The sequence below is a fragment of the Lachnospiraceae bacterium genome (assembly GCA_022794035.1).
GTDB lineage: Bacteria > Bacillota > Clostridia > Lachnospirales > Bianqueaceae > CALWPV01.
In genome coordinates this window covers 277,897-304,099 of record JAAWDX010000001.1, presented here as the reverse complement: position 1 = coordinate 304,099, position 26,203 = coordinate 277,897, and the positions used below count along the sequence as shown (strand labels likewise).

The following is a 26,203-nucleotide window of genomic DNA, read 5'->3' as shown; positions in this document are numbered from 1 at the left end:
GGTATGGGCAGTACCGCTATTGCCCGCAGGCTGAACAGTGAGGGCGTCCTGACCCCCGGCGCCTACTTTCGGCAGAAAAATCCGGGGAGCGGACGGTTCCGCAAAGCCTCCGAAAAGAATGGCTGGACGGCGGCCACGGTGCTGAACATCCTCCACCAGTATGAGTACACCGGGGCGCTGGTGGGGCGCAAGCGGTATAAGGCCAGCCTCCATGAAAAGCGGACCGTCCCGCAGGATAAGCCCGACTGGATCATCTATGAGGGGGCGCATGACGCCATCATCAGCAGGGCGGACTTCGACCGGGCGCAGGAGATCATCCGGCAGAGGAACGCTCCCACTAGAAGGACGCCCAACAGTTACCCCTTAAAAGGGCTTCTCAAATGCGGCAACTGTCATCGGACACTGAGCCGTATCCACAGTTCTGCCGGATACTACTACCGCTGCACCAAGAGCAGGGCGGACAAGAACAGCGATTGCCCGAAGGGAAAACTGTTTTCCGAGAAGGAGATCGAGGGCATCATCTTTCGGGCGGTCATGCAGATGCTGGCGATATGCCAGGAACAGAAAAAGCAGAAGTCCTCCCTGATGCTGACCCGCAAGGATCGTATCGCCGCCTGTGTTGCGGAACTTCAAAAGCTGGAACAACAGCAGGAACGGTACAGGCAGGAGAAGTTCCGGGCCTATGAGGATTTCAGCGGTGGGACACTAACAAAGGATGCCTACCTGAGACAGCGGGCGGAGATCGACAGCAAGCTCGCCGCCGCCAAAGCCGAACAGGAGGCACAGGAACAGCTTTTGTCTGAACTGGAGCATCTGGCCTTTCAGGACAAGGCTCAGGAGGATGATGGGTTCACGTCTTTTGCCGGAGCAACACCACTGACGGCGGACCTGGCGCAGACATTCATCAAGGAAGTGCTGGTGTCCTCTCCCACCGAGATCGAGATCGTCTGGAAGTTCCGGGATGTGTTTGGATGCCATTCTAATACCAAAGAGGAGGAAGTACACAATGGATAAACCGAGAAAAGTCGCAATCTATATGCGGTTCGCAAGAGCGCCCAGGGTGTGGATATACTGCCGGACGGCGGAACCGAACGCCTTTGCGCTGAGGACCCAGCAGGAAGAACTTACGGCCTTTGCCAAGGATAACCACTATGAGGTCGTGGGCTGCACCGCCAAGCAGGAAACCGGCACAACAATGGTCCGCCCTGGGTTGGCGGAGATCACCAATGCCGCCCTCCGGGGTGAGATGGATATTTTGCTTGTCCTGAACGTCACAAGGCTGGGGCGCGACATCTGGAGAACGCTCGAATATGTTGGCTGGCTGGGAAAACATAATGTGGAGGTCGTCTGCCTGAACGGTGAGCTTTCCAACCAGGAAGTGGGGCGGCTACTGCGGACAAAGCAGGCTATGCAAGACGGGGCAATTTGACAAGTGAGTTTCCCCTTTCGCATAAAGCGGATGCCGGAGGCAGTCTTTCAGAAGAAGGACCAACAACCACCTCCGGCATCCGTAAAAAATTTGGTGTTTAGTTGACACAAAGAGATTTATCCAGGTTCGGAAGAAATTCGGCACTGACTGGGATGTATATCAACATCACCTTCGCCCAATACGATATGCGCTTCATCGCCATCAATGACAACTACGATACCATTGACCCCAACAGCGTGGACAACGATTTTGCAGGTCTGAAAAACTGGTTTAATAAGTTCTACGCCCGCGATTGCAACCGAAAAATTCGGGCGGTCAACAAGGCCAAATGCGAGCGCGGCGAGCCGCTGACCTCTATGGTTCCATATGGATATCAGAAGGACCCGGAGAGGCCCGGACACTGAATTGTGGACGGGGAGGCGGCGCAGACCGTCCGGCGCATTTTCGCCCTCTGCATGGAAGGACGGGGGCCGTCCCAGATTGCCAAGCAGCTGACGCAGGACCGGGTGCTGACTCCCACCGCCTATTAGTTCAGTATGGGCCGCAAATGCGCCCACAAGCCGCCGGAGGCCCCCTGCAAGCGGCAGTCCTCATCCATCGTCAAAATGCTGGAGTGCAGGGAGTACACAGGATGTACGGTCAACTTCAAGACCTACACCAACTCCATTCTGGACAAAAAGACGCGGAAAAATCCGGCTGAAAAACAGGCTGTGTTCTATGGAACCCATGAGGCCATCATTGAGCAGGAAGTATCCGACAAGGTGCAGGAGATACGCCAGCAGCGCCACCGCATGACGAAAGCGGGGCGGAGCAGTATATTTTCCGGGATGGTGTTCTGCGCTGACTGCGGAAAACGGCTCTACTTATACGCCTGCAAGAGTTTCGAACGCCGCCAGGACTGTTTCATCTGCTCTACTCACCGGATGTACGGCGAAAAGTGAGGAGCGCATTTTATCTGGGCCGTTGTTCTGGAGGAGTTGGTCTGGGCGCACATTAAGATGATAATTTCTTATGTCACCTGCCATGAGGCTCACTTCCGGACGGTGATGGAGCGGCGGATGAAGCTGAACTCGGAGGACGCTGTGCATCTGCGGAAAAAGCGTTTGAAAAAGGCAGAGAAGCGCATCAAGGAGTTAGACCAGATGTTTATCCGCCTCTATGAGGACAATGCGAAGGGCCGCATTTCGGATGAGTGTTTTTCCCTGATGAGTAAGACCTATGAGGATAAGCAGGCACAGTTGAAAACCGAGGCGGAAACCTTGTGGCAGGAGATCAAGGTTCAGGCGCAGAGTGAGGTTGATTTGAACGCTTTTGTGGAGAAGGTGCGAAAATACTCAGAATTGCGGGAATTGACTCCCTATGCCCTGCGGGAACTGGTGAAAGGCTTCTACATTGAAGCGCCGGTTAAAATCGGCGGGAAACGGCACCAGAATATCCGCATTGAGTATGATTTCATCGGATTTATCCCGCTGGAAGAATTGAGCGGGCAGGATGTGGTATGACCGAAGGTTATGCCGTACCCCCGGAAAATAGGCTTACTGTTTTATGAACATTGGCCTATACCGGGCCATTGCTTGCTACAATGGTGACAGCCCCAAAAACGGGGGCGAAGACCACCCTATGCAGCGGCGGGCGCCGGTTGAAACCATTTTTGATTTGGGAGGCTTGCAAATGGAAGATAGAACGATCACCGCGGCCGGCATTGACGTATCCAAAGGGAAAAGCACCGTTGCCGTGCGCAGACCAGGCGGCGACGTGGTGCTGACACCGTTCCAGGTGGAGCATGATGCCGCCGGACTGTCCGAGCTGGTGAAAACATTGCGGAGCATCAGCGGGGACATTCGCATCGTCATGGAACACACCGGGATGTACTGGCGGCCCATCACCTTGGCACTAAAGGAGGCTGGCTTCTTCGTCAGTGTGGTCAACGCCACGCTCATCCACGATTTCAGCGACAACTCCCTGCGCAAGGTCAAAACAGACAAGGCAGACTCCATGAAGATCGCTAACTATGCCCTGTCCTTCCGGGCCGAGCTGCGGGACTGCTCGCCGGAGGACGAGACCCAGCAGATGCTGAAAATGCAGAACCGCCTGTACCTGCGCACCAAGAAATCCAGCGTGGTCCTCCGCAGCGGTTTGATCTCCCTGCTGGATCAGACCTTTCCCGGCGTCAACACCCCTTTTGACACCCAGCCAAAGCGGTCCAACGGGCATTTCAAGTGGGTGGATTTTGTAAAACGATTCTGGCACAAGGACTGCGTGGCGGGCATTTCCCTCGCTGCTTTCTCGGACGCTTACCGCAAATGGTGCGCCAAGTCCGGTTATCGGTTTTCCCAGTCTCACGCTGAAAAGCTCCACGCCACTGCCAGAAACGCCGTGGCTACATTTCCCAAAAGCGACAGCACCAAACTGCTGATTGCTCAGGCTGTGGACAGTCTGAACGCCGTCTATGACGCGTTGTTTATCCTGCAAGGCGAGATGCTCCGTCTGGCCTCTCTGCTACCGGAGTTCGATGTGGTCATGGCCATGCAGGGCGCAGGCGAGGTCACCGGACCGCAGCCCATAGCGGAGATCGGCGATGTGCGGCGGTTTACCCACAAGGGCGCTCTGGTGGCCTTCGCGGAAATGGACGCGCCGCCCTTCCAGTCGGGTACATTCGATTCCAAGTCTCGCCGCATCTCCAAACGAGGTTCCCCCCATCTGCGCAGAACCTTGTTCCAGATCGCCAGTGTCATCCTCCAGCACTCCGACTCGGCCAATCCAATCTTTCAGTTCATGGACAAAAAGTGGGCCTAGGGCAAGCACTTTTATGTCTACACCGTGGCCGGTGCTGCCAAATTCCTGAGCATCTACTATGCCAGAGTGAAGACACATCTGGCGGCGCTGGATGCTGAGGCAAATACCGCCGCTTAACCAAAAACGATGATTATTTTCAGCCGGTTCGCAAAAATCCCTCGCTGACCGGCTTGTTTTGTTATTCCCTTTTTCGACTGCTAAATTTCTTCAAAATTTTTTCTCTTTAGGGCTTGACATGTATTTGCAGGTTTGCCACTACTACCGCAACCGTCCTTCGTCTTTACGCCTCAACAGATTTCCTGCTCCAGAGCATCAAATTCCGGAGCGTAAAAGAACTCTCCCAGTGTGATTTCAAAACCATCGCACAACTTTTTGATGGTAACTGTTCCAGGATTTTGACTTTCCCCGTTGAGAATACTTTTAATTGTTGCTTGGGGAACAGCTGAAATATTGCTCAGACCATTGGGGGTAATACCGCTTACCAGGGCTGTCAAGAATGAATAGGCGGAAACCTTTGTGCAAAACGTAGAAATTACATGAACGGTCGAAAACGTGCATGAGCGGTAAGGCGGCGATATTGCGCTCTTTTGGAGGATAGGATAAAATATACCCAAAGAGGACTGATGACCGCTGCACATGCAGCGGTCATGTGCGTATATACGCACATGAAACCCCCTAATTACTTTTTTTAGAGAGGTAAGACTATGCTGATTGCCATTTGTGACGATGAACAGCGGGAGTTGGAGGCCATAGAAGCGGCGTTGACCGCGGCGGCGTTGGAGTTATCCGCCGATATAGAAATCGCCGCATACCCCTCCGGCGCGGCGTTGGTCGAAGCGGTGGAGGGCGGAGCGCGGCCCGCCCTGGCTGTTCTGGATATTTACATGGGCGAGGAAAACGGGGTAAAAACGGCTGGCGTTCTGCGCGGTTTGATACCCGGACTTCCCTGCGCGTTTCTGACCACCAGCCGGGATTTTGCCGTTGAAGCCTTTTCCCTGGACGCTCTGCACTACATGATGAAGCCCGTGACGGTGGAAAAACTCAAAGAACTGTTGGAACGGTTTTTCACCCACGTTGAGCGCCCTCCGCGCTACCTGGCTCTGCCAGGCCAGCAGGGAGAGCGGCAAGTCCCTCTGGAACGGATATGCTGCTTATTGAGCCAGGATAGGGGCATAGAGGTACATCTGCAAACCGGGCGCGAGTGGTTCCCCTGCCTGTTCCGTCAGGCGGCGGAGCAGTTAGCGGACGAAGCCGACTTTGTGCAAATCTCCCGAAGCTGTATTGTCAATCTGAATGAGGTGCTGCACCTGGGCAGCGCCAACTGCCATTTGAGAAACGGCGAGGCCCTGCCCATCAGCCGGAGGGAGCGGCAGACGGTACAAACCCGCTACAATGATTTTGCGTTCCGGGGAATGAACCGGGCAAAGGAGGCGGGCCTGTGATTAAACCTGTTTTCCTTCTTATGCGCTGGCTGCAGACGATCCCCATAGCCCTGCTGATGCTTACCCCCTTTTCAGATTTGGAGCTGCGGAGAGAACGGCGGCGCTGTCTTTTATGCTCCGTGATCTATCTGATTTTTGGCTGTGCGGCACTGGCGCTGTTGAGCGCCGCTGTCAGTACGGGGGGACAGCGGAATATCGTTGCGCGGGATATAAGCCTCGCGGCAGTGCTTGCGGTCTACCTCTCCGGGTGGGCCAGCGTCCTCCGCGTCCCGACTGTCCGAAAGCTCCTGATCGGCGGCATGATGCTTCACTACGCCGCTATGCTCAACGCTATGAGCAACGTGTTCGCGGCGTTTGTGCTGGGCGAGAACTATGTGGCAAACGTCAATGCGGAAAGCGGGAGTATGATACTCTGCCTGTGCCTTTTGGCGTCAACGGTACTGACATGGCCGCTGGTCTGGTATTTTCTCCGGCGCGTTTTGCGGGAGAGCCTGCCCGTTCTGGAGGAACGGGAGGCCAGACGGGGACTAGTCTATCTATGTATCATGTTCGTGCTGTTCTGTCTGGCAACCTACAATCCCCACTATGAATCAATGCCGGATACGCCGCTTTTCGTTACCGCCCTGGTAGTGACGAATATGGCTGCTTACTTTATCTTCTTTCGGGAGATCGGCACAGTACGCAAGCAGGCGGAGACAGCCCGTGAGCTGGCGGTCTGGCAGACGCAGTACCAGCACCTCATCCGGAGAATGGAGGAAGCCCGCCGCCTGCGCCACGATCTGCGCCACCACCTCAACACCCTGGGGGCGCTGAACGCCCAGGGCAGGCAGGAGGAGATTGCGGACTACCTCAAACAGTACGGCACCGTCTACGACCGGCTGGAGGAACAGAAATTCAGCGGCGACCCGGTGGTGGACAGTGTATTGGAATACTACCTGGCCCAGGCCGGAGAGGAAGGAATACCCGTCAAGTGCCGGGTGTCCCTGGAGGGCGGCGGCAGCGGCGTGGACGCCATGGACATGACGGTGCTGCTGGGCAACTGCCTGGAAAACGCATTGGAGGCCCTGCGGCCCCTCCCAGCCGAAGCGCGGCGGCTGTCCGTCGAGATCGCCCCCATGGGCGTCATGCTGCTGGTGCGGATCGTCAACACCTGCGGTAATTTGGAGGACGGCAGGGACTTTGCCGGGTGGGAGGCGTTCCCCTCCTGCAAGGGCAAGGGGCGCAAGGGCGTGGGCCTGCGGAGCGTGGCCGCTATCGCGGAAAAGTACGGCGGCAGCGCACAATTCCAGCGGAAGAACGAGGAGTTTACCGCAAGGATTTCCCTGTGTATGTGCTGGTAGAATGACATTGGATAGGGGGGTAAGCCCCCCTGTCCCGCAGGGGGTTCCCCCTGCGGGATGATACTTCCTGTTCTACTTCTCTCACGGAGGTTTTGATGATGAAGAAAAGACTATTAGCCGGTTTTCTGACGCTTGCTATACTGGTGAGCCTGTTCCCCATCCCCGCGCTGGCGGCGGAGGATGTTACGATCTCGACCCTTGGGGAGCTGGAGGCGTTCCGGGACGCGGTGAACAACGGCGATACTTATGCGGGCAAAACCGTTATTTTGGTGAATGATATTGATATGTCGGAAAAATACGGCGAGGGCGAGGGCAAGGAGTCCTGGACGCCAATTGGAACCAGCAGCAAAAAGTTTAGCGGCACCTTTGACGGTAGCGGCCACGAGATCACAGGTCTGTATATCAACGCGCCCAACGATAGAGAGCAGGGACTGTTTGGCTGTATCGAATACGCCGAAGTCAAAAATCTTGGCGTGTCAGGTACGGTCATAGGAGAGTGGGATGTTGGCGGTGTGGCCGGTTACAGCGGCTACAGTTCCATTACAAATTGTTATAACACCGGCACAATCACAGGAAAAGAAGGAAAGGACTATCTGGAACTGGCGGAAAAAAATTGGCGCGTTTGACTTTGCCGCCTGGAAAAAGCCGAGGGAAAAATCCGTCATATCGGTTTCTCCTTCCACGATACAGCGGACGTGCTGGACGAAATCCTGACTCGACACCCGGAAATGGAGTATGTGCAGCTGCAAATCAACTACGCCGATTGGGAGAATCCGGAAGTACAGTCTCGGAAGTGCTATCAGGTTGCTGTAGCGCACAACAAGCCGGTGCTGGTCATGGAGCCAGTCAAGGGCGGCTTGCTGTCTAATGTTCCGCCCGAAGCGGAGGAACTGCTCAAGAAAGCTCAGCCGGATCTGTCGGCTGCGTCCTGGGCGGTGCGGTTCGCCGCCAGTCTGCCCAACGTGGCGATGGTCCTGTCCGGCATGACCACCCCAGAGCAGCTGGAGGATAATCTTTCCTACATGGACAACTTCCAGCCGCTCACAGAGGAGGAAAAATAGCTTGTAGAAAAAGTCGCCGGGATCATTACCTCGAAAGAAACCATTGCCTGCACCGGCTGCCGGTACTGTGTGGATGGATGCCCCCAGAAAATTGGTATTCCTGACTTTTTCAAGTTAGTAAATGAGGTGGATAAATTTGGTGAACGGCAAATCCCCCTCGCCAAAAGCTATTACACGCATTACACGACCTCGTTGGGGATGGGAAAAGCCTCGTCCTGTGTCGGATGTAAACAGTGTGAGCAGCATTGTCCCCAGCATTTGCCGATTATTAGAAATCTCAAAAGGGTCAGCGGCCTGTTTGAAGTTTAAACGCAATATAGAACTCTAACCTGCCAACAAAAAGCAAGGACTGCTTTTGAAAGGCATTTTGCATCTTATTTACCGATTTCTATGACAGCGGTTTAGAAATAAGCCGCTGTCTTTTTTCGATTCGGAGGGCAGCGCACATTGGGAAAGAAGTGATTTGCATGGAACATAATGCGCTGGCAATCGGTTTGCCCAATAAAGTATTAGCTGAACTAAAGGATCGGATTTTTCGGTATCATTACAGGCTGCATTTCACGGAATCCTTTACAGTGCAAGAAGCGGGCCGGTTATTGGGGCAGCATACATTTCACCTTTTGATTGCGGACCTGGACTATCTTCGGAGTATGCAGCAATCAGACTGGCTGGCAAGAATCCGGAAAATCAGTTTTGTTTCGATTATCATTCTCTCTGACACGCCAGAAGAAGATATAACCAGCATGGTACAGCTTGGAGTGGAAGTTTCGGCTTGTTGAACTGCGGGTAAGACACCGTTAGCATGCAGCCCTTACACCCTCTGCCCTGAGAGTCATAGTCTCTCTCCGAAATCCATCTGTCCATGTCCTTCAGGATGTGCCTGGGGCAGGTATTTCTCTGCTGTCCGCCTCGTACGAACTTCTTCCGCATGTACCGCTTCTCACTGCTGCAGCTGCCCCAGCAGCCCTGCTCCTCCACCAAGCGGTGGTAGTGCCGCCGTTTCCGCGGCAGCTTCCGGTCCGCCTCCATCCACTCATCTATGCCGGGGGATGTACTGCTACCTCCTAGACAAACTATGGACAGCTGCTTTTTACGGTGTTGACAATGGTTCTTTTTTTCCTCACCTACTGCTTACTTTTTCGCGCCTTTTGCTCGCTTTAGCTGAAAGCAATGAAGATACTTATGAGATAGGATACACAGGCCGAAGTCAGCAGTCAAGAGCTTTGCAGAGGGCTTTCGGACTTGGCATCCTGTCCCTGGGGCCATGGAGGTGCGCCATAAAATGCGCGTCAGGACTTTCCATTTCCCCGCGGGCTTGCTTGATTTTGGGAGACGAATATGGTAATATGTTGAAAAATCTACAGGCGCGGAGTATATACAAAGGAGAAACCAGGATGGGAACGATACTTCTAGGCGTCGGAGCGGCCAGCTTCATTGGATATCTGATTTGGCTGATCATCTGTGTGGTCAACTGGGACTCGAAAATTCCACCGATTATCGGCATAATATTGAGCCTGGTCATGATCGCAGGCGGCTTGTCTATGACGCCGCGGTTTATGGACGCAATGGATGGCCTTCTGAGCAAAACACCCCTTGACGGCATCCTCGCCAAGATCGGCGTCGGAGAAAAAGACACCGACAAGACACCCGAAGACGACGAGCCCAGCACAGCTGAGGCATCTGGTACGCAGACTACTATCTGGACGACTCCCAGCAGCCCACCGACAGGTGGTATATCACCGTGAAGACGCCCTTTACCGGCACCTTCAACGACATCGCTTCTTCCGACGGGGAACTGACTGCGGAGCTTCAGGCGGATCAGGAGGGCGGGATTGCTTTCTCCCTGTACAGATACGGCAACAGCAAACTTATAAACACCTTCCCGGACCAAACGCTTGCATACAACATCACCATGCGGACCCCCGACGGCGCGGACCACAGCCTGACAGGCGCCATACAGGCGAGCGAAGACCGCCTTGCCGTCAGTGAAGAGGATTGCCCCGCGGTTCTGGAGGCCCTGCAAGGGGAGGGGACGGTTAGCTTCTACATTGAGGAATCAGGAGCGCCAATGAGGAATTTTCTGTTCTCTGTACCAGCGGACAATTTTTCCAGCGTGTACCAGGCTCAGCTTGGTTAAGGAGCTGTATTACGCAGCGTTGTTTTGTATTTTGAGCCGATGTTCAGTAAAGTAAAAATATGTGGGTCCTTCCATTACAATGGAAGGACCCACTTGCTATTACTGCGTTACCATGCGGAAGGCTTCAACACCCACCAGATTCGCGTCGAGTTAAAAAGTTCTTTTTTTGCTTACTTTTTTTCTTTCAAGAAAAAAAGTAAGTCACTCCCGGAAATGCTCATGGTTGGTAATATGGTCCTGGCAGAAGCAGTGGTACCCGGCGCAGCGGGAGCAGTAGCGGAACTCCAGGTTCGGGTACTCCGTGTCCGTGCGGCCGCAGATGCAGCATTTGTGGCGGTAGCCACGCTCCGCCTCCTTCTTCCGCTGCTGGCGCACCGCCGCCTTGAACTGGATCGTCTGATGGGAATTCCGGTGGCGGGCGCAGCCGCGGCTGCGGTCTATGGCGTCGGAGATATCGTACCAGAAATAAATCAGGAAATTCAGCAGCGCGGCAATCGGGAGCAGGGCGGAGAGGTAATTCCCCCGGAGAAGCGCCTTTACGATATCCACCCCGAACAGGGCCAGGTCCGCCAGGGCCAGCCACTTCGCCTTGATGGGAATGATGTACATCAGAAGGAGCTGGGCGTCGGGGTAGAGGGCGGCGAAGGCCAGGAACATGGACATGCCGACGTAGTAGGTCCCCAGGACGCTGCTGTAGCCGAAGGCGTAGTGGCTGATGACGGCGGCCAGGATGGTGAGGACGACGCCGGAGAGGTAGTACAGGTTGAAGCGGGGCGTGCCCCACTCCCGCTCCAGCATGGTGCCGATGAAATAGATGAAATAGAGCGAGAGGATGAGCTGGAAGGGCTCTGCGGTCTGGGGGATGAAGATGAAGGTGACGAGACGCCAGATCTGGCCGTGGAGAATGGCGTACCAGTCGAAGCCGAGGTAGAGGACGGCGGCGCCGGTCAGGCGGAGCAGGAAAAAGGCGATCACGTTTCCGAACACGATATAGCGCATCAGGCCCGGGAGGCCGAAGCGGGGGTGCTCCAGGGCGAAGCGGTCTACGGCGCTGCTCAGCTTTTTCAATGGGTTTCCCTCCTGTTTTTCGTTTTTCTGTAAGGTACATTATACCCTGTTCCGCGGGAAAAGTCATCCACTATTTTGTGAATTCCGGGAATTGCGGAAAAAGGGAGTTCCTTTTCACTTCCGTGTTGGCGGCTCTGGCCATTGGCGATTGCACTGACAGCCACTTGAAATGGAAAAAAGTGCGTGATATAATCGGCTCGACAAATCGACGCTTATGATTATGGAGGCTGTCATGAGACTGCTGTTTGAAATGGACAAAAAGGACTACGATCAATGCACCCATTCGTTTGTCCGCAACTCTGCCAGAAGTATCATGATCAAAGGGAAAAGAATCGCCATGATTCATAGCATTAAGTACGACTATTACAAATTTCCGGGTGGCGGAATCGAGGAAGGCGAAACCCCTGTGGATGCGATGATCCGGGAAACTCGGGAGGAATCGGGTTTAGTTGTCCTGCCGGATACCGTCAAAGAATACGGATATGTGCATCGAATTCAAAGAAGCGACCAGGACGAAACGGAGTGTTTTATTCAGGATAACTATTACTATCTTTGTGAAAGTGCAGATGAGGCCGTTTCCCAAGAACTTGACGGCTATGAAGCGGAGGAAGCCTATACGCTAGAGTATGTTGAGCCGGATACTGCGATCAGGAAAAATCGTCATGTGACACAGAGTCCGTATAATCCGATGATGTTTGAACGCGAGGCCCGTGTTCTTGAATTGCTAATCGCAGAAGGGCTATTCAATCAATAAATTCCCATTTGTCGGGCGCTCACCTTGGAGAGGCGACCGCCCGGTTCCGGTATTTTGACAAAGGTTTTTTTAATCGAGCATCAGCAACACCCATCTGAAAAAGGACTTCTTTTCTGTATCATAACATTTATCCTTATCAAGTTTCGACCAAAACAAACCTTTAAAGCCAAGGGCCTCCTTCCGGGCAGCATACCACCGTAGCTGCCCGGAAGGAGGCCCTTGGCAACTCAGATGCTATGACTGTCCGTCACCATTTTTTCATAAATCTCCCTAACTCTTTCCTCGCCGCTCCCATGCAGATATGCATGCCAGCAGGTAAAAGAAGTAATCACATTGGCTGCTCGGATATGTCCATCCATCTCCTCCCATGTAACCCTTTTCCCAGAAAGACGCCTTATCTCCCGCCCGTAGGATTCAACGACCTCCTGCTCTTTCAGCTGTATCCCGTCCCCTCGCAGCCTCCCGAAGAAAAAGCTCAGATCACCCGATGCCGTTCCGGCTTCCACTCCCTGCCAGTCACAGATGAGAATTCTGCCCTCATTGTCCATCAGCAGATTATCCCAATGAAAGTCGCCATGACTCAGCACTGTCTCCTCAGAACTGTGCCAGGAGATAATTGGGTTAATCCTTTCTGCAATACACTCCAGCAGCGCACCGTCAAAAACGCCTGGATGCTCATCCAGTACTGCATGCCAGCCTTCTACGCAGGTGCGAATCTGTTCCTCCGAAAGGGGCTGCGCCGCATGCTGCTTCTGCCTTAAAAATAGCGGAATTTCCGAGACATGTACAGATGCAAGACTTCTCATGATTTTTTCTAGCAGCTCTGTCTTTATTTCCCGCCGCGAAAGCATCCGATACCGTTTCATCAAAATCGAAATCTCCTCTTCCGTGCTTCTCAGGTCAAGCACCTCTGGCAGACAGCCAAGCCCTGAGCCGCCATTGGCATACCACCAGGCTTCCTTTCGATAGGCCTCATACAGCTCATCATTTCCAAGCTCCGCCCTGTATATTTGTTTTAGAACATACTTTCCTTCAATATCGTATACCTTAGCCCCGCTTTTTCCTCCTGCAAATACCTTTTTCTCATTTTTTTCCAAATAAGCTTTCGCACGGTTTATATCCATATTTCTGTCCTTTCGCAACTCCGTTACTTCGCATCTTCATAAATCCAAATTATTTCCACAAAAACCGGTTAATGCAGACAGCATAGCATTTTTTAAAAAAGTGGTGCATAAATAGAAGGTTTAAATTTCCTCCATCTCATCTGCCAGAGCGCAAAGCCGTCCGGCCTTTTCTTTTGCCGCCAGCAATGTTTCCATATATCGATCCGCCCGATAAATCAGATCTTCATTTTCTCCCGGCTCCATGAGCTGCTGTATAGCCAGTTCTCTGCTTCCTCCGTCATATTCTTCCAAAAAACGCCTCACTGCCATCATACTGTATCCATTGTCCAGCAGCAACCTTATCACATACATCCGGCTCAGCTCCTGCTGTGAATAGAGCCTTTTCTCATACTGGGCTCTCTGTCTAAGCAGGCCATTGCGTTCCCAGTTCCGAATGGTCTCGGATGTCGCTCCTGCCAATGCGGCGGCCTGCTTTTTCGTATAGAATAAACCGTCATCTCTGGTTTCCTGCAGCCTGTCCATCACAATATCAACGGCCCGTTTCGTTCTCCCGATGTCCTCCTTCACTGCCTGCAAATACTTATCCGCCGCCTGACGGTAAGCCTCCTGATTCCAATCTCTCGACGCCTGCAAAACTTCCCTGCTTATCCTTCTAAGCCGCCTGTTTACAAAACCGCCAAACACAAGTCTGCAGACTCGAATCTGAAAAATATGCCTTCTGCAAAATATCCTGTACCCGTTAGGCAGACGTTTCACAGGTTCCAGGAAACCACATTTTTCATAAAAGCGGATCGTTCCCGCTTTCACGCCGGTAAGCTGCGACACAGCTCCAATCCTCAATTCTTCCTCCCCAGGAACCCAGTTAGCTTCTTCCTTCCGTGCAAAACCGTATTCTTGTTTATTCATTTTCATTCCCATCTGCAAACCTTTAAAACCAAAGGCCCCCTCTGAGCAGCATACCACCGTAACTGCTCAGAGGGGGCCTTTGGCTCTATACACCTTATCCTAATCTAAGTGCTCCCCAATAATTGCGGGCGTAATAATCTGTAATCGTACTGATCTTAACTACATCGCCGGTATGCGGTGCATGCACAAACTGTCCGCCGCCTACATAGATACCTACATGCTCAATCTCATTTGACCAGTCAGCAGAGAAGAATACCAGATCGCCTACTGCCAGATCCGCGTAAGAAACATAAGTGCCGCCTGCATAGTACTGATCATCCGCACAGCGTGGAAGAGCAATACCATTCACCATCGCACTGTAATACACTAACCCAGAGCAGTCAAAACCTGAAGGAGAGGAGCCGCCGTATACATACGGTACCCCCAAATAATTCAGGGCTGTACTGGCAATTGCTGATCCCACGGAAGAGCTTACATTATTTCCAGTGCTGCCGCTGCTTGTTGCCCCTCCAGAGGATGGCGTCTGCGTTTCATCAGCACCTTGATCATAGGATCCATCGGCATTCTCATCCGCTACTGCCTGCTGCGCCGCACGTTCAGCCGCTTCCTTTTCGCGCTGTTCCTGCTCTTCCTTCTCTTTCAGCTCAAGCTCTGCACGCACACTCTTAATATACCCTTCGGCATCCACCTCAGCCGTCAGCATACGTGCCGGCGTCACGGCATCCTTTTTCACATATCCGGTAGAATCCGCTACGCTTACCTTCAGCCATTCATCCTGTACATCGACAACTGTAAGAATGACTCCGTTTTCAATTATTGCCTGAATCTCTGCATATTCGGAAGGGCCTGCATGCAGCTGAATATCCCCAGAGGCAATCGCAGCAAAGCGGCAGCGATTGATCTCGCTGACCTGTTCGATCTGCTTTTCGCTCAAGATGGACATATCCAGGCCGCTCGCCTCCACATATCCGCGATATGTTTCTTTATATTCAACATAATAGAAATTGCTGTCCTCATAGCGGTATAATACCGTCACGCTATCGCTGCCGTCAAAAGTATGAATCTCGCTGCCGGCCTCGCCGGGCTCAGTCAAAAGCCTTGCCCCTTCCAACGCGCTGACCTTAGGCATCTGCAGCGCCTCAAAATCAGCCGCCGTATAGAACCGCTCACACAGCTCAATCGCTTCCGCCGCATCCCCGTTTAAGATAATCTCTCTGTTTGCCTGCATAATTTTCTGATCTAACAAGGCAACCGTTTCTTTATATTCAAAATCCGTTATGGAGTTGATTTTCATTTGTCCTGCAGCCGCGTCCATCATCAGCGCCTCCGTCTGAAGGCTCCCCGTTTGAATGGAGGCATTTCTCCCGCTCAGCGGCGCCGCGCTTACATTCATAAAAAGCAGCAGCGCGCCCAGCACTGCGCCGGCCTCTAACATCCCCCGTTTTTTCCTATTTCTCTTAGATGTATGCATAAAATGAAAAACTCCTTTAAAATATTCCACACCTGTTTTTAACAAGTGTTGATAATATTATAAAGGAGTTTTACAGATTTGTCAATACCTGTAATAAATTTGTAATAATTAAGTTACATTATATTTCATTCGGATGCCGTTCACGCAGAATCCGGGCTCCTTCCGCACGTCCCGTCGCCTCCAAACGCTCTAAATATTCCTTCAGATGGCCGCGCGCATGCAGCGGCCCTCCCTCGCGCATCACCGTCCAGAGCGGATCCACCTCGCTGTCCGAGCTCAGCATCTGTGCTTCCTGCCAGTCCAGAATCATTTTCGCGCCGCGCGCGCAAACGTCTGGATGCTCAGCCTTGACATCGTGCTGCTCATGCGGATCATCTTTTACATTAAATAACATCTCTCGGTCAAACAGGTGATAGCCGTCGTGAATCGTGCGCACATATACCCAATCGTCGAAGCGGGCGCTGCGCTGGCACACATGGGCGCACTGGGAAATGATCAGATGATCCTGTCCGCAGGTCTCGCCGGTCTGCAGCGTGGGCGCATAGGAGCTGCCATCCCATTTTTCATAATGCGGCACCTCCAGCAAATCCGCCACGGTGGGCACCAGATCGATCTGATAGTGGAAGGCCTCATCGACAATGCCCTTCTGACAGCCGGGCCACTTGATGATCATGGGGATGTGACAGGTGGGGTAATCTGCGGTGGCATGCTCGGCGTACAGCCCCAGCTCGCCCAGATTTTCGCCGTGATCGGAGGAAATGATGATGGCTGTGTCTTCATAAATGCCCTGCTGCTTCAGCTTGTCAAAGATTTGTCCAATCAAATGATCAGCCCAGTACACGCCGCAGTCGTACTGATCGATAAAGTCCTTGAGCTGCTCGGGCGTGTCTACGCGGCCGGGATGGCGCGGATAGCGCGGATTGGGTGCATCGGTATACATGCCGATTTCCTGCGCGCCATGCGGTCCGGTCATCTGTTTGTGCTCCTCCAGCACCTCGTCTGTGAGCCATGGCAGCTGCGGCTCGTCCTTAAAGGGATTGCCGAGCTCGGCAGGCGCACGGTACGGCGTATGCGGATCCCACAGGTGCACATGCATGTACCAGCTATCGCGGTCCTGATTGCGCTCCAGCCAGTCCAGTGCGATCGGCAGCACTTCTTCGCCGGATTCCATACCGCCTTTTCCTACATTATACATCTCGTTAAAGCCTGCATTATACCACCATGAGGAATGACGCTCCGGGAAAGAGCTGATGGACACGGTGTGCATGCCGGCCTTTCGGAAAATATTGTTAAAGTTATTGCTGTCGTTGCGGTCGCGAAAATCGCGCGGTGCTCCCACATAACGCTTGTCACCGGCTGTGCCGCCATGACCTACCGCGCCGTTATGGATGCCGAACATACCGCTGATAAGGGCGGCGCGGCTGGGCAGACAGGGGGCGTCGCTACAGTAATATTCGTCAAAGCGCACACCTTCTTTGGCCACCTCGTCAAAATTGGGGGTTGTGTTGCGGCTGTACCCATAGCAGCCCATATGATCCGGGCGCAGGGTATCGATGTCTACATATAATACTCTCATTTCACTTCTCCATTCCGAAGCGCTTTAACGCTGAGGGGCGCGGTGCAAATATCAAATTTGCTCCTGCGCTAAAAGCTATTTGTGGCGCTTCGTCACAAATAGCCATGTGAAAAATCAGCTATCGAGCTGATTTTTCACATTACTCTCCTTATATGCTTTATTGCGTGCATTTACCGCAGAGCTCGCAGGCCGTCGGCGTTGCGGCCACGCCGCCCAGCGCCGTTTCACGCAGCTCATAGGGAAGGCTGCGGCCGACCTTATACATGGCTTCTACCATCTCATCAAACGGAATCAGATTGCCTACGCCGCTCAGCGTCATCTCTGCGCAGACCAGCGCATTGGAGGCGCCGACTGCATTGCGCTTCTGGCATGGCGCTTCAACCAAACCGCCGATGGGGTCGCAGACAAGTCCTAGCATGGTGCCGATCACAGAGCTGGCGGCGTCTAAGCACTGCTTGGGCGTGCCGCCCATTAGCTGTACGGCTGCTGATGCTGCCATGGCCGCTGCCGCGCCAATCTCTGCCTGACAGCCTCCCTCGGCGCCGGCGACGGTTGCATTATAGGTAATCAGATAGCCTACGGCGCCGGCGTTGAACAGCGCCTCGACCATCTCTTCATCAGAAAAATGATACTCCTCCTGAAGCGCTCTAAAAACGCCCGGGATTACTCCGGAACTGCCGGCTGTCGGCGCTGCTACGATCAGACCCATGGAAGCATTGACCTCTAATACGCCCATGGCATATGACATGGCTTTTGAGATCATACTGCCGCAGATGGGCTCTGTCTCCTTACGATGCGCGGTAATCTTTTTCGCCTCGCCGCCGATCAGGCCGCCCATAGAATGAATCTCCTGCGTCTGCCCTTCCTCCACTGCTTCCTTCATAATATCATAAGAATGCCGCATACGCGCGCGGATGCTCTCCTCATCACTAGAGAAATAACGGATTTCCCGATCAATCATTGCCCGGGAAATGCTGCAATTTTGCTGACGGCAAATTTCCAATAATTCTTTTCCATTTACAAAATTTAGCATGGCTTTTCTATTTCTCCTTATAATTGAATCAGATTCACCTGCTGAATCGCCGGAAAAGCCTTTACCTTTTCTACAAGCGACTCCGGCAGTTCATCATCGGCCTCGATAACGGAAAAGGCAATCTCGCCTTTATTTTCACGATATATATTAAGAAAGGCAATGTTGATCCCCTCCTCAAAAAAGCATTTAGTCACATGGGCTGCCACACCCGGCTCATCCTTCTGCATGATGATCATGGTCTGATAATTGCCAGTGATGCTGATCTCGATGCCGTTGATCCGGCGCAGCAGCGCATTGCCGCCGCCAATGGACTCACCCATGATCTCCATATGCCCGCCCTCGGCATCATCGATCAGAATCTCTACTGTATTGGGGTGCACATCGCGGTTGGTGGTATTGATATCAAACTTATACTCAATCCCGGCTTCTGCGGCATATTGAAAGGAATCACGAATCCGCTTATCCTCTGCGTCGTATCCTAAAATACCGCCGAGCAGCGCCCGGTCTGTGCCATGCCCCTTGTAGGTCCGTGCAAAGGAGCCGTATAAAATGAACCGTACCTTTTTAATCGGCGCCTGCACCATTTTCTTGGCCATCAGCGCAATGCGCAGCGCCCCCGCCGTGTGTGAGCTGGAAGGTCCGATCATATTGGGACCGATTACGTCAAACACACTGATTTCTCTCATGCCTACCTCCCTTTTAAAAATCGGGCGGCCGCCGTCAGAGCGACCACCCGGATTTGATTTCCGCCTGCGGCGGTCAAACAATCGATGATTTGATTTATAGCTGAATTTCTTTGTGTGCTTCAGAAGAATCGTAAATCGCCTGCATCATGCGAGAAGTAATGATATTGACGTCGATATGGGACGGCAATTTTTCACGCGTCTGCGTGCAGTCGAGGAAGGCGCCGATTTCGTTCTCAAAATGATTGGTCATTTTGTAGGTAGGCGTTGTCTCTGTCAGAGCGCCGTCTTTGGTGCTGTACATGGTGAAGCCGCCGCCGTACTGCAGACGAATGCCGGCTTTGGTGCCCATAAAGTCGATATAGGGCTCTGACTTGCCGATGTTCTGCGCCCACGCACCGTTAATGGTGATGACGGGTCCCTCGGTGCGGATGATGCCGACCACGGAGTCTTCTACATCATAGGTACCGTTGACGTCTTTGGTCATTTCGGACCACATATGAGTATACACATAATTTTTCATGTCCTTGCCCAGCTTGCAAAAGGCCTCGCCGCTGACGGTCAGCGGTTTGGGATCTCCGGAGCAGTACATAACGATATCAAGGTAGTGCACGCCCCAGTCGATCAGCGCGCCGCCGCCTGCGATGGCTTTGGTGGTGAAGGGGCCGCCCAGTCCGGGAATCGAACGGTGTGCGCGGAAGCTAACATAGATGCTATACAGCTCGCCCAGTTCGCCGGCGTCGATAATTTTTTTGATGCGGTTGACGCTGTCATTGAAACGGTTGACCACGCCGATGTTTAAAATGCGGCCTGTCTCATGCTGCACCTTCTGCATTTCCAGCGCCTCCTGATAGGTGCGGGCGGCAGGCTTTTCGCAGAGCACATCCTTGCCGGCGCGCATGGCGTCGATAGAAATCTGCGCATGCATGTTGTTGGGCGTGCAAACGGAAATAGCCTGAATCTCCGGATCGGCCAGCGCTTCATGATAGTCAGTAATGGCCGTGCCGCAGCCGTAGGTCTCTACTGCCTTCTCTGCCCGCTCGGGGATGATATCGCAGAAGTATTTGATCTCTGCCTTTTCATTTTTCATGTACGCGGGGATATGCGCTGAATTGGCAATCGTACCGCAGCCGATCACGGCTACCTTGATTTTATCCATAGATAAATCTCCTTTTCGTTGCTCCTCTTTTTTATGAGGATGCTTTATGCCCTTATTGTAAACGCAATGACCTCATTTTTCAATAGTTTTGTGAGGGAAGTTGTAACGCTAGGCCAATCAATCGATCCGTCTGATCCGCCATGAACAGGGGGATATTTAACATATCACCAATCAGAAAATCTACTAAAGCTCTAAAACCTGATCCTCTAATTCATATAGCGTTTTAATCACGGCATCCGGAGCAATCAGCCAGTTTTCATTTACATATCGATTTTTACGGTCAATCAAAACTGCTTTCATCCCAATCGCTTTAGGGCCCACAACGTCTTCTAAATATGAATCCCCCACATATAATGATTCTGCCGCCTTCCAGCCCTGACGCTGCAAAATTTGTTTATAGAATTCTCCCCTAGGCTTATAAACCTGCAGCGACTCCGATGTATACACAGCTTCTATTTCCAGTCCATTCAGAGCCATATTTTCTTTTAATGGCAGCGAATCTGTCGTAGAACCGATTGCAATCCGATACTTCTTTTTGAAATCTGCAATTACCTTTAGCGTATCTTCAAATACACACCTTCCATACAAGGATTCAAGCATAGGCTCTACATCCTTTTCCGCCTCTCCCATAATGCCGTACTCTTCATATATTCGGGCTAAGTCCTTAATAAAAATCTCTTTCTCTGTTACGAATTCAGTCAATGCTTCCATATGCTCCCTATGATATATTTTCCAGACCCTATATACATCATTCGGGTTTAATGTCAGCCCCTTATGATTCAGAATACGTCTTGTTGCTTCTACTGATCCGCTTCCTGTTGAGATCAGAGTGCCATACACGTCAAATATAATATTTTTAATCATGATCTCATCGCTTATAACAGCTTCTCCGCCCACTCCGCTTCTTTAAAGCCAACCAGCACCGCTTCCTCCGTCACCACAAGCGGCCGCTTGACCAGCATCCCGTGACTCGCCAGAAGCTCCAGCTGCTGCTCCTCACTCATGGCCGCCAGCCGATCCTTCAGCTGCATCTCCTTATACATCAGGCCGCTGGTATTAAAAAACCGTTTCAGCGGCAGTCCGCTCCTTTCATGCCACTGCTTCAGCTCCTCATAGGCAGGATTCTCCTCCACGATATGCCGCTCTGTATAGCGTATACCGTGCTCGTCCAGCCATTTTTTAGCCTTCTGGCAGGTAGAACATTTAGGATACCATATCAATATCATCGCAATCTCCTCCTCATTAAAAGTGGTTGAAATTATATCAATAAAATAATATACTGTCAATTGTACCCTTTTCTTTAGAGTAGCATAAATTACGATATATTTTCCAGAAAGGAGCCCCGCTCATGAAACAAGTCGATTTCGGCAGCAGCAAAATCGCACGCGGCATCGCCAAAACCGCCCTCCCCATGCTGGTTGCCCAGATGCTCAGCCTGCTCTACAGCGTCGTAGACAGGATTTACATAGGAAGAATCCCCGGTGAAGGCTCCGCCGCGCTCGGCGCCGTCGGCCTCTGCTTTCCCGTCATCATGCTCATCACCGGCTTCACCAACATGTACGGCATGGGCGGCGCGCCGCTCTTTTCCATGGCCCTTGGCCGCGGTGAAGCGCCAAAGGCGCAAAAACTCATGAACACCGCCTTCCGTCTGCTGTGCCTCACTGCTTTTTTAATTACCCTCTTTGGGGAGCTGTTTGCAGAGCCGCTGCTGCGTCTATTTGGCGCCTCTGCGCTCACCATGCCGGCTGCGCTGAGCTATCTGCGCATCTATCTTTTGGGCACACTGTTCTCGATGATCACCACCGGCATGAACCCTTTCATCAACGCACAGGGCTTTCCTAATATCGGCATGCTCTCTGTGGTGATCGGCGCTGTTTCCAACCTGCTGCTGGATCCTCTGTTCATCTTCGTTATGGATCTCGGCGTGGCGGGCGCCGCGATCGCAACTGTGATTTCTCAGGGGCTTTCGATGCTCTTCGTGCTTTTCCATATCCGCGCGGGCAGGCTGCCGGTCACACTTTCTTTTAAGCGCGAAACCCATGTAAAGGATTATTTTCCATTTGCCAAAGACATCATAGGCCTCGGCAGCGCACTATTTATCATGCAGTGCACCAACAGCCTTGTGCAGATTTCCTGCAACACCATGCTGATGCGTTTTGGCGGCGAGATCTATGTTTCGATCATGACCATCGTCACCTCGGTGCGCCAGATCATGGATACGCCCATCACGGCCATCGTCGAAGGGGCCTCGCCCATCATCAGCTACAACTACGGCGCCCGGCAGGCGCAGCATGTCCGAAAGGCCATCTTTTTGATGACGGGGATCACCATTTTTTACACGCTCATTATGTGGCTGCTGATCGAATGGAATCCGGCGCTCTGGATCTCCATTTTCAGCACCGATGAAGTGCTGCTGCCCAAGGCGGCCCCGGCCCTTCACCTCTATTTCCTGACCTTTGTTTTTCAATCGCTACAGGCCGTGGGCCAGACCGTATTCAAAGCGCTTGGCAAAAAGAAGCAGGCCATCTTTTTCAGCCTCTTCCGCAAGGCCATCATGGTCGTTCCGCTCACCTATCTGCTGCCGCATATTGCCGGCCTTGGCACGAGCGGCGTATTCATGGCCGAGCCCATCTCCAACTTCATCGGCGGCCTCGCCTGCTTCATCAGCATGCTGCTCATCGTGCTGCCCGAGCTAAAGGCCTTTCAAGACGCCTAAACTTCCCCTCCTTCTGATACTATAAATTATTCAAAAACTGACACTTTCAATATGGTCAGTTTGCGATATAATGGGAAATCATTACTACAGAAGGAGGGGGTTTTTTTGTTATCCACCGCGCAAAGCGCTAACCAGACGGCGGCAAAAGCCATGCCCAAGCGGATTGCCGTCATCAATGACTTAACCGGCTTCGGGCGCTGCTCTCTGGCGGTGCAGCTGCCGCTCCTCTCTGTACTTGGGCTGCAGTGCTGCCCTCTGCCCACGGCCATTTTATCCAGCCATTGCGGCTTCGACCGCTTTTTCTTTGATGATTATACCGCCAAGATGCCGGCCTATCTGGCTGAATGGGAGCATCTGCAGCTAACCTTTGACGGCGTGTACACTGGTTTTTTAGGATCAGCCGCGCAGATTGACATTGTACGGAGTTTCATTCAGCGCTTTGCTGAAAATGCATTTGTACTCGTTGACCCTGTGATGGGCGACGACGGCGTGATTCCGCCGCCCTATACCGACGCCCTCTGCGACCAGCTGAGGCGGCTGGCTGCGCTGGCCGATCTCATTACCCCTAATCTGACGGAGGCTGCTAAACTGACTGATATGCCCTATGAGCCTGAGCCGAATGATAAGACCTTATTTTGCATGGCGTCCCGCCTGCTGGCTCTCGGCTGCCAAAGCGCTGTGATTACCGGCATTTTGCGCGGTAGTCAAATGGGCAATCTGATTATCCGGCCTCATGCTGATCCTGAATGGGTTTGGACGGAGCCTACCCCGCAGCGGCGCGTAGGCACAGGCGATCTGTTCAGCTCGCTTCTTTTAGGCCGTCTCCTACAGGGCTATTCGTTAAAGCAGGCTGTTTGTGAGGCTGCCGATTTTGTCGGCAGGGCCATGCATGATTCAGAGCAGCGCCAAATTCCTCTGCAGGAGGGCATTGCCTTTGAACCCTTGCTTTCTTCTTTGTTTTCCGGAAAGGAGCCTCTGCATGCGATCTCCTAAAACTAAAACGCTGGTGCTTTCGGCGTTATTTACCGCCATCATCTTCGTATTTACCGCCTATATCCTACATATTCCGTTTTTAAACGGCTACATTCACTTTGGCGATGCCTTTATATTTTTGGCGGCTTCTCTGCTGCCGCTTCCGTACAGTGCTTTCGCTGCCGCCATCGGCGCCGGGCTTGCTGATCTGCTTACCTTTCCTCTCTGGACGGGGCCTACGCTTCTGATCAAGGCTCTGATCGCACTTTGTTTTTCGGCGCGCACTGAACGCATTATCTGTAAGCGCAATCTCATCGGCCTTGCCGCTGCGCTCTGCATCAACCTAGTCGGCTATTATATTGCCACAGGCCTGCTCTTTGAGGACTGGCTCATCCCCGTTATTCGCTTAGGCACCGATCTTGCCCCGCCTCTTATCAGCGCCTGTCTGTATGTCACTTTGGGGCATTTGCTTGACCGCCTTTCCATCCGCACTCTATTTCAGTAAATCCGGAGGTTTTTTCATGAGCGTTTTATATACCTTTTCTGATAATCTGTATATCAATCTCACCAACCGCTGCACCTGCGCCTGCACCTTCTGCGTACGCAATAAAAAAGACGCTGTTGGCAGCGCCGATTCCTTATGGCTGGAGCATGAGCCTTCTGCTCAGGAAGTCATCGATGAGCTAAAGGGCTGGGATCTGTCCCCCTATCATCAAATCGTATTTTGCGGCTATGGAGAGCCCACTGAGCGCTTAGATGTGCTGCTGGAGGTTGCTCGATACCTAAAGTCCGTCACCGCCACTTCGATTCGCATCAATACCAATGGTCTTTCCGACCTAAGCTATGGAAAGAATACCGCTGCTCTACTGGAGGGCCTGATTGACTCTGTCTCTATCAGCATGAATGCAGGAAATGCAGAGAATTATCTGCAGATCACCCGCAGCAAATTTGGCATCGGCTCTTTTGATGCGCTGCTTCAATTTGCCCAGAACTGTTTGAAATATGTTCCTCATGTGCGCCTAAGCATTGTGGATATTTTGGATCCTGAGGAAATCGAGACCTGCAAGGCCATCAGTCAGCGTATCGGCGTTCCTTTGCTCATCCGCCGGTACGAAGAATAAATTTTATCTATTAAAGGAGTACACCATTATGAAATCCTATTCTACTTCACGCGAGCGCTTAATGAAAATTGTTTTGTGCGGTTTGATTGCTGCGCTCTCCTATGTCGTCTTTACCTTTTTGCAAATCAAGATCTCGCTCCCCGGCGGTGATCAGACCTCGATTCACCTCGGCAACGCTGTGTGCGTGTTAGGCGCACTGCTCCTGGGCGGCCTCTGGGGCGGCATCGGCGGCGCACTTGGCATGACAATTGGCGATCTGTTCGATCCGGTTTATATCCTGTATGCGCCTAAGACCTTTATTTTAAAGCTTTGCATCGGCTTGATTACCGGCCTCGTTGCGCATAAAATCGGCAAGATCTCTGAAACAGAGGATCGGAAGCACATTTTGCTCTATGCGCTGCTTGCCTCCATCGCCGGTCTTTTATTCAATGTAATTTTTGATCCTCTGGTGGGATATTTCTATAAGCTGCTGATCCTTGGAAAGCCAGCTGCCGAACTTACGCTCGCCTGGAATATCGCCTCCACCTCTATCAATGCTATCACCTCCGTAGTCGTATCCACCGCTCTTTATATGGCGCTGCGGCCGGCTATGAAGAAAGCGCATCTGCTGCCGAAAATTAGATGATGTTTCTGCTTTATAGCTCTATGAATCATAAAAGCATCCTTTTCATATAAGGATGCTTTTCTTTTTTGGCAAATACGTTTATTGTATTATTTCATTTTATTGGCCTGATCCTTTTGACATTGCCAATCTGTTTGATCTTTCCATTTTCTACAAGCAGTGCTCCTGCCCCCCGCATGATGGCATATACATCTTTACCCCGTTCTGTAAGTACCCGCCGTATTGCATCGTTTTGCGCCTCTGTTTCCTCATAATGGACCTGAATATAGAAATGATCTAAATATGGAAGGCCATCATAATATCTGAATTCCGGATAATCCTCTTCCGGCGATAAATAATACTCAGAAAATTGAATGACCGCACCGGCACTATAGCCCATGATAACTCCTTTATGCCTCATCAAACTGTCACATAGATCAAATTCTCTAATCCGCTCCATCATCTTATCCGGCAACCCGCCAAGAAAATAAATAATATCGGCATTCTCAATTTTTTGCTTTGCTGATTCCTGCGTATCTGCAAAATAATTGACTATGCTAATATTGCGTTCCGGGATTCCATAAGAAGCAAATGCACTTACGAATCCGTCATAATATTTACCATTTTCTTTGCTGTATAGCAAATTCCAATCTGCTTCGGATTGAACGCGATCATCCCGAAAAGAAAAGGCAACAATCGCAACCAAATCCGTTGGTCTAATATATTTTTTTAATTCATCATAGAGCCAATCAGCATCTATATCATATCCCTCAAGCAAAATGTTAATCATACATCCTGTTCCCTCCTTGTTTAG

At 52.1% G+C, this 26,203-nt stretch carries 32 protein-coding genes and 1 pseudogene; 21 read left to right on the top strand and 12 right to left on the bottom strand.

Annotation, left to right across the window (positions count from 1 at the left end; all coding sequences use genetic code 11):
* From HFE64_01410 to HFE64_01380, 7 genes and pseudogenes are all read left to right on the top strand, one after another.
* A partial coding sequence (locus HFE64_01410) for a hypothetical protein (GenBank protein MCI8632129.1) occupies nucleotides 1-1,014 on the top strand: 1,014 nt, incomplete at its 5' end.
* Nucleotides 1,007-1,429 carry a recombinase family protein gene (locus HFE64_01405; protein MCI8632128.1) on the top strand — a complete coding sequence of 141 codons (423 nt, stop codon included), beginning with the start codon at nucleotides 1,007-1,009 and terminating at the stop codon, nucleotides 1,427-1,429. The genes HFE64_01410 and HFE64_01405, both read left to right, overlap by 8 nt.
* A 152-nt stretch (nucleotides 1,430-1,581) precedes the next feature.
* On the top strand, nucleotides 1,582-1,833 hold the full coding sequence (locus HFE64_01400; protein MCI8632127.1) for a hypothetical protein: 252 nt from the start codon (nucleotides 1,582-1,584) through the stop codon (nucleotides 1,831-1,833).
* A gap of 3 nt (nucleotides 1,834-1,836) precedes the next feature.
* Nucleotides 1,837-1,959 (top strand): hypothetical protein, encoded by a 123-nt coding sequence (locus tag HFE64_01395; protein ID MCI8632126.1) that lies wholly within the window; start codon nucleotides 1,837-1,839, stop codon nucleotides 1,957-1,959.
* A gap of 6 nt (nucleotides 1,960-1,965) precedes the next feature.
* Nucleotides 1,966-2,370 (top strand): hypothetical protein, encoded by a 405-nt coding sequence (locus HFE64_01390; GenBank protein MCI8632125.1) that lies wholly within the window; start codon nucleotides 1,966-1,968, stop codon nucleotides 2,368-2,370.
* 57 nt (nucleotides 2,371-2,427) lie between these two features.
* Nucleotides 2,428-2,931, top strand: coding sequence for a DUF4368 domain-containing protein (locus HFE64_01385; protein ID MCI8632124.1), 504 nt, complete (start codon nucleotides 2,428-2,430; stop codon nucleotides 2,929-2,931).
* A 184-nt stretch (nucleotides 2,932-3,115) separates the two neighbouring features.
* Nucleotides 3,116-4,342: pseudogene (locus HFE64_01380) on the top strand (IS110 family transposase).
* Between the two features lie 170 nt (nucleotides 4,343-4,512).
* Here HFE64_01380 and HFE64_01375 read toward each other — a convergent pair.
* Nucleotides 4,513-4,719 carry a transcriptional regulator gene (locus HFE64_01375; GenBank protein MCI8632123.1) on the bottom strand — a complete coding sequence of 69 codons (207 nt, stop codon included), beginning with the start codon at nucleotides 4,717-4,719 and terminating at the stop codon, nucleotides 4,513-4,515.
* Nucleotides 4,720-4,929: 210 nt separating this feature from the next.
* Here HFE64_01375 and HFE64_01370 point away from each other — a divergent pair, with 210 nt between their 5' ends.
* From HFE64_01370 to HFE64_01335, 8 genes are all read left to right on the top strand, one after another.
* Nucleotides 4,930-5,667, top strand: coding sequence for a response regulator transcription factor (locus HFE64_01370; GenBank protein MCI8632122.1), 738 nt, complete (start codon nucleotides 4,930-4,932; stop codon nucleotides 5,665-5,667).
* The gene (locus HFE64_01365; protein ID MCI8632121.1) at nucleotides 5,664-7,007 is read left to right on the top strand and encodes a GHKL domain-containing protein; all 1,344 of its coding nucleotides are present in this window, start codon (nucleotides 5,664-5,666) and stop codon (nucleotides 7,005-7,007) included. The genes HFE64_01370 and HFE64_01365 overlap by 4 nt, the downstream gene beginning before the upstream one ends.
* Before the next feature lie 95 nt (nucleotides 7,008-7,102).
* On the top strand, nucleotides 7,103-7,633 hold the full coding sequence (locus HFE64_01360; protein ID MCI8632120.1) for a hypothetical protein: 531 nt from the start codon (nucleotides 7,103-7,105) through the stop codon (nucleotides 7,631-7,633).
* 9 nt (nucleotides 7,634-7,642) lie between these two features.
* Nucleotides 7,643-8,068: a hypothetical protein gene (locus HFE64_01355; GenBank protein ID MCI8632119.1), complete on the top strand. Its 426-nt coding sequence runs from the start codon at nucleotides 7,643-7,645 to the stop codon at nucleotides 8,066-8,068.
* Between the two features lie 69 nt (nucleotides 8,069-8,137).
* Nucleotides 8,138-8,377, top strand: a complete 240-nt coding sequence (locus HFE64_01350; protein ID MCI8632118.1) for a hypothetical protein — start codon at nucleotides 8,138-8,140, stop codon at nucleotides 8,375-8,377.
* A gap of 158 nt (nucleotides 8,378-8,535) precedes the next feature.
* Nucleotides 8,536-8,847: a hypothetical protein gene (locus HFE64_01345; protein ID MCI8632117.1), complete on the top strand. Its 312-nt coding sequence runs from the start codon at nucleotides 8,536-8,538 to the stop codon at nucleotides 8,845-8,847.
* Nucleotides 8,848-9,462: 615 nt separating this feature from the next.
* Nucleotides 9,463-9,813 (top strand): hypothetical protein, encoded by a 351-nt coding sequence (locus HFE64_01340; GenBank protein ID MCI8632116.1) that lies wholly within the window; start codon nucleotides 9,463-9,465, stop codon nucleotides 9,811-9,813.
* Complete coding sequence (locus HFE64_01335) at nucleotides 9,810-10,205, top strand: hypothetical protein (GenBank protein ID MCI8632115.1); 396 nt, start codon at nucleotides 9,810-9,812, stop codon at nucleotides 10,203-10,205. Before HFE64_01340 ends, HFE64_01335 begins: the two co-directional genes overlap by 4 nt.
* A gap of 201 nt (nucleotides 10,206-10,406) precedes the next feature.
* Here HFE64_01335 and HFE64_01330 read toward each other — a convergent pair whose 3' ends face one another.
* A complete protein-coding gene (locus HFE64_01330; GenBank protein ID MCI8632114.1) occupies nucleotides 10,407-11,273 on the bottom strand; it encodes a rhomboid family intramembrane serine protease in 867 nt (288 codons plus the stop codon).
* 214 nt (nucleotides 11,274-11,487) lie between these two features.
* Here HFE64_01330 and HFE64_01325 point away from each other — a divergent pair, with 214 nt between their 5' ends.
* Nucleotides 11,488-12,027, top strand: coding sequence for an NUDIX domain-containing protein (locus HFE64_01325; GenBank protein ID MCI8632113.1), 540 nt, complete (start codon nucleotides 11,488-11,490; stop codon nucleotides 12,025-12,027).
* Nucleotides 12,028-12,254: 227 nt separating this feature from the next.
* Here the strand turns inward: HFE64_01325 and HFE64_01320 are convergent, their stop codons facing one another.
* From HFE64_01320 to HFE64_01280, 9 genes are all read right to left on the bottom strand, one after another.
* A complete protein-coding gene (locus tag HFE64_01320) occupies nucleotides 12,255-13,151 on the bottom strand; it encodes a phosphotransferase (GenBank protein ID MCI8632112.1) in 897 nt (298 codons plus the stop codon).
* A 120-nt stretch (nucleotides 13,152-13,271) separates the two neighbouring features.
* A complete protein-coding gene (locus tag HFE64_01315) occupies nucleotides 13,272-14,057 on the bottom strand; it encodes a MerR family transcriptional regulator (GenBank protein ID MCI8632111.1) in 786 nt (261 codons plus the stop codon).
* A gap of 94 nt (nucleotides 14,058-14,151) precedes the next feature.
* Nucleotides 14,152-15,528, bottom strand: coding sequence for a hypothetical protein (locus tag HFE64_01310; protein MCI8632110.1), 1,377 nt, complete (start codon nucleotides 15,526-15,528; stop codon nucleotides 14,152-14,154).
* A gap of 118 nt (nucleotides 15,529-15,646) precedes the next feature.
* Nucleotides 15,647-17,104 (bottom strand): sulfatase, encoded by a 1,458-nt coding sequence (locus HFE64_01305; GenBank protein ID MCI8632109.1) that lies wholly within the window; start codon nucleotides 17,102-17,104, stop codon nucleotides 15,647-15,649.
* 157 nt (nucleotides 17,105-17,261) lie between these two features.
* Complete coding sequence (gene sdaAA / locus HFE64_01300; protein MCI8632108.1) at nucleotides 17,262-18,137, bottom strand: L-serine ammonia-lyase, iron-sulfur-dependent, subunit alpha; 876 nt, start codon at nucleotides 18,135-18,137, stop codon at nucleotides 17,262-17,264.
* Between the two features lie 17 nt (nucleotides 18,138-18,154).
* Nucleotides 18,155-18,823: an L-serine ammonia-lyase, iron-sulfur-dependent, subunit beta gene (sdaAB, locus tag HFE64_01295; protein ID MCI8632107.1), complete on the bottom strand. Its 669-nt coding sequence runs from the start codon at nucleotides 18,821-18,823 to the stop codon at nucleotides 18,155-18,157.
* 94 nt (nucleotides 18,824-18,917) lie between these two features.
* Entirely contained in the window at nucleotides 18,918-19,979 is a 1,062-nt protein-coding gene (locus HFE64_01290) for a Gfo/Idh/MocA family oxidoreductase (protein MCI8632106.1), read from the bottom strand.
* Between the two features lie 183 nt (nucleotides 19,980-20,162).
* Entirely contained in the window at nucleotides 20,163-20,843 is a 681-nt protein-coding gene (locus tag HFE64_01285; GenBank protein ID MCI8632105.1) for an HAD family hydrolase, read from the bottom strand.
* An 11-nt stretch (nucleotides 20,844-20,854) separates the two neighbouring features.
* A complete protein-coding gene (locus HFE64_01280) occupies nucleotides 20,855-21,205 on the bottom strand; it encodes an arsenate reductase family protein (protein ID MCI8632104.1) in 351 nt (116 codons plus the stop codon).
* Between the two features lie 122 nt (nucleotides 21,206-21,327).
* Between HFE64_01280 and HFE64_01275 the strand changes: the two genes are divergently transcribed.
* The 5 genes from HFE64_01275 (at nucleotide 21,328) to HFE64_01255 (ending at nucleotide 25,413) form a co-directional block, all read left to right on the top strand.
* Entirely contained in the window at nucleotides 21,328-22,695 is a 1,368-nt protein-coding gene (locus HFE64_01275; protein ID MCI8632103.1) for an MATE family efflux transporter, read from the top strand.
* Between the two features lie 105 nt (nucleotides 22,696-22,800).
* Nucleotides 22,801-23,688: a pyridoxamine kinase gene (locus tag HFE64_01270; GenBank protein ID MCI8632102.1), complete on the top strand. Its 888-nt coding sequence runs from the start codon at nucleotides 22,801-22,803 to the stop codon at nucleotides 23,686-23,688.
* Entirely contained in the window at nucleotides 23,675-24,172 is a 498-nt protein-coding gene (locus tag HFE64_01265; GenBank protein ID MCI8632101.1) for a TIGR04002 family protein, read from the top strand. The genes HFE64_01270 and HFE64_01265 overlap by 14 nt, the downstream gene beginning before the upstream one ends.
* A gap of 16 nt (nucleotides 24,173-24,188) precedes the next feature.
* Nucleotides 24,189-24,788, top strand: coding sequence for a TIGR04100 family radical SAM protein (locus HFE64_01260; GenBank protein MCI8632100.1), 600 nt, complete (start codon nucleotides 24,189-24,191; stop codon nucleotides 24,786-24,788).
* Nucleotides 24,789-24,816: 28 nt separating this feature from the next.
* A complete protein-coding gene (locus HFE64_01255; GenBank protein ID MCI8632099.1) occupies nucleotides 24,817-25,413 on the top strand; it encodes an ECF transporter S component in 597 nt (198 codons plus the stop codon).
* Nucleotides 25,414-25,504: 91 nt separating this feature from the next.
* On the opposite strand, the gene HFE64_01250 is transcribed toward HFE64_01255, so the two are convergent.
* A complete protein-coding gene (locus HFE64_01250) occupies nucleotides 25,505-26,179 on the bottom strand; it encodes a type 1 glutamine amidotransferase-like domain-containing protein (protein ID MCI8632098.1) in 675 nt (224 codons plus the stop codon).
* Nucleotides 26,180-26,203: the final 24 nt, after the last annotated feature.

Excerpts from the sequence above, each read along its gene's own strand:
- HFE64_01345 (MCI8632117.1), top strand. The coding sequence starts at position 8,536 with ATGGAACATAATGCGCTGGCAATCGGTTTGCCCAATAAAGTATTAGCT.
- HFE64_01325 (MCI8632113.1), top strand. The coding sequence starts at position 11,488 with ATGATTATGGAGGCTGTCATGAGACTGCTGTTTGAAATGGACAAAAAG.
- HFE64_01360 (MCI8632120.1), top strand. The coding sequence starts at position 7,103 with ATGATGAAGAAAAGACTATTAGCCGGTTTTCTGACGCTTGCTATACTG.
- HFE64_01290 (MCI8632106.1), bottom strand. The coding sequence starts at position 19,979 with ATGGATAAAATCAAGGTAGCCGTGATCGGCTGCGGTACGATTGCCAAT.
- HFE64_01280 (MCI8632104.1), bottom strand. The coding sequence starts at position 21,205 with ATGATATTGATATGGTATCCTAAATGTTCTACCTGCCAGAAGGCTAAA.
- HFE64_01340 (MCI8632116.1), top strand. The coding sequence starts at position 9,463 with ATGGGAACGATACTTCTAGGCGTCGGAGCGGCCAGCTTCATTGGATAT.
- HFE64_01405 (MCI8632128.1), top strand. The coding sequence starts at position 1,007 with ATGGATAAACCGAGAAAAGTCGCAATCTATATGCGGTTCGCAAGAGCG.
- HFE64_01275 (MCI8632103.1), top strand. The coding sequence starts at position 21,328 with ATGAAACAAGTCGATTTCGGCAGCAGCAAAATCGCACGCGGCATCGCC.
- HFE64_01255 (MCI8632099.1), top strand. The coding sequence starts at position 24,817 with ATGAAATCCTATTCTACTTCACGCGAGCGCTTAATGAAAATTGTTTTG.
- HFE64_01320 (MCI8632112.1), bottom strand. The coding sequence starts at position 13,151 with ATGGATATAAACCGTGCGAAAGCTTATTTGGAAAAAAATGAGAAAAAG.
- HFE64_01310 (MCI8632110.1), bottom strand. The coding sequence starts at position 15,528 with ATGCATACATCTAAGAGAAATAGGAAAAAACGGGGGATGTTAGAGGCC.
- HFE64_01285 (MCI8632105.1), bottom strand. The coding sequence starts at position 20,843 with ATGATTAAAAATATTATATTTGACGTGTATGGCACTCTGATCTCAACA.
- HFE64_01305 (MCI8632109.1), bottom strand. The coding sequence starts at position 17,104 with ATGAGAGTATTATATGTAGACATCGATACCCTGCGCCCGGATCATATG.
- HFE64_01370 (MCI8632122.1), top strand. The coding sequence starts at position 4,930 with ATGCTGATTGCCATTTGTGACGATGAACAGCGGGAGTTGGAGGCCATA.
- HFE64_01390 (MCI8632125.1), top strand. The coding sequence starts at position 1,966 with ATGGGCCGCAAATGCGCCCACAAGCCGCCGGAGGCCCCCTGCAAGCGG.
- sdaAB (MCI8632107.1), bottom strand. The coding sequence starts at position 18,823 with ATGAGAGAAATCAGTGTGTTTGACGTAATCGGTCCCAATATGATCGGA.
- HFE64_01400 (MCI8632127.1), top strand. The coding sequence starts at position 1,582 with ATGTATATCAACATCACCTTCGCCCAATACGATATGCGCTTCATCGCC.
- HFE64_01265 (MCI8632101.1), top strand. The coding sequence starts at position 23,675 with ATGCGATCTCCTAAAACTAAAACGCTGGTGCTTTCGGCGTTATTTACC.
- HFE64_01260 (MCI8632100.1), top strand. The coding sequence starts at position 24,189 with ATGAGCGTTTTATATACCTTTTCTGATAATCTGTATATCAATCTCACC.
- HFE64_01315 (MCI8632111.1), bottom strand. The coding sequence starts at position 14,057 with ATGAATAAACAAGAATACGGTTTTGCACGGAAGGAAGAAGCTAACTGG.
- HFE64_01250 (MCI8632098.1), bottom strand. The coding sequence starts at position 26,179 with ATGATTAACATTTTGCTTGAGGGATATGATATAGATGCTGATTGGCTC.
- HFE64_01385 (MCI8632124.1), top strand. The coding sequence starts at position 2,428 with ATGATAATTTCTTATGTCACCTGCCATGAGGCTCACTTCCGGACGGTG.
- sdaAA (MCI8632108.1), bottom strand. The coding sequence starts at position 18,137 with ATGCTAAATTTTGTAAATGGAAAAGAATTATTGGAAATTTGCCGTCAG.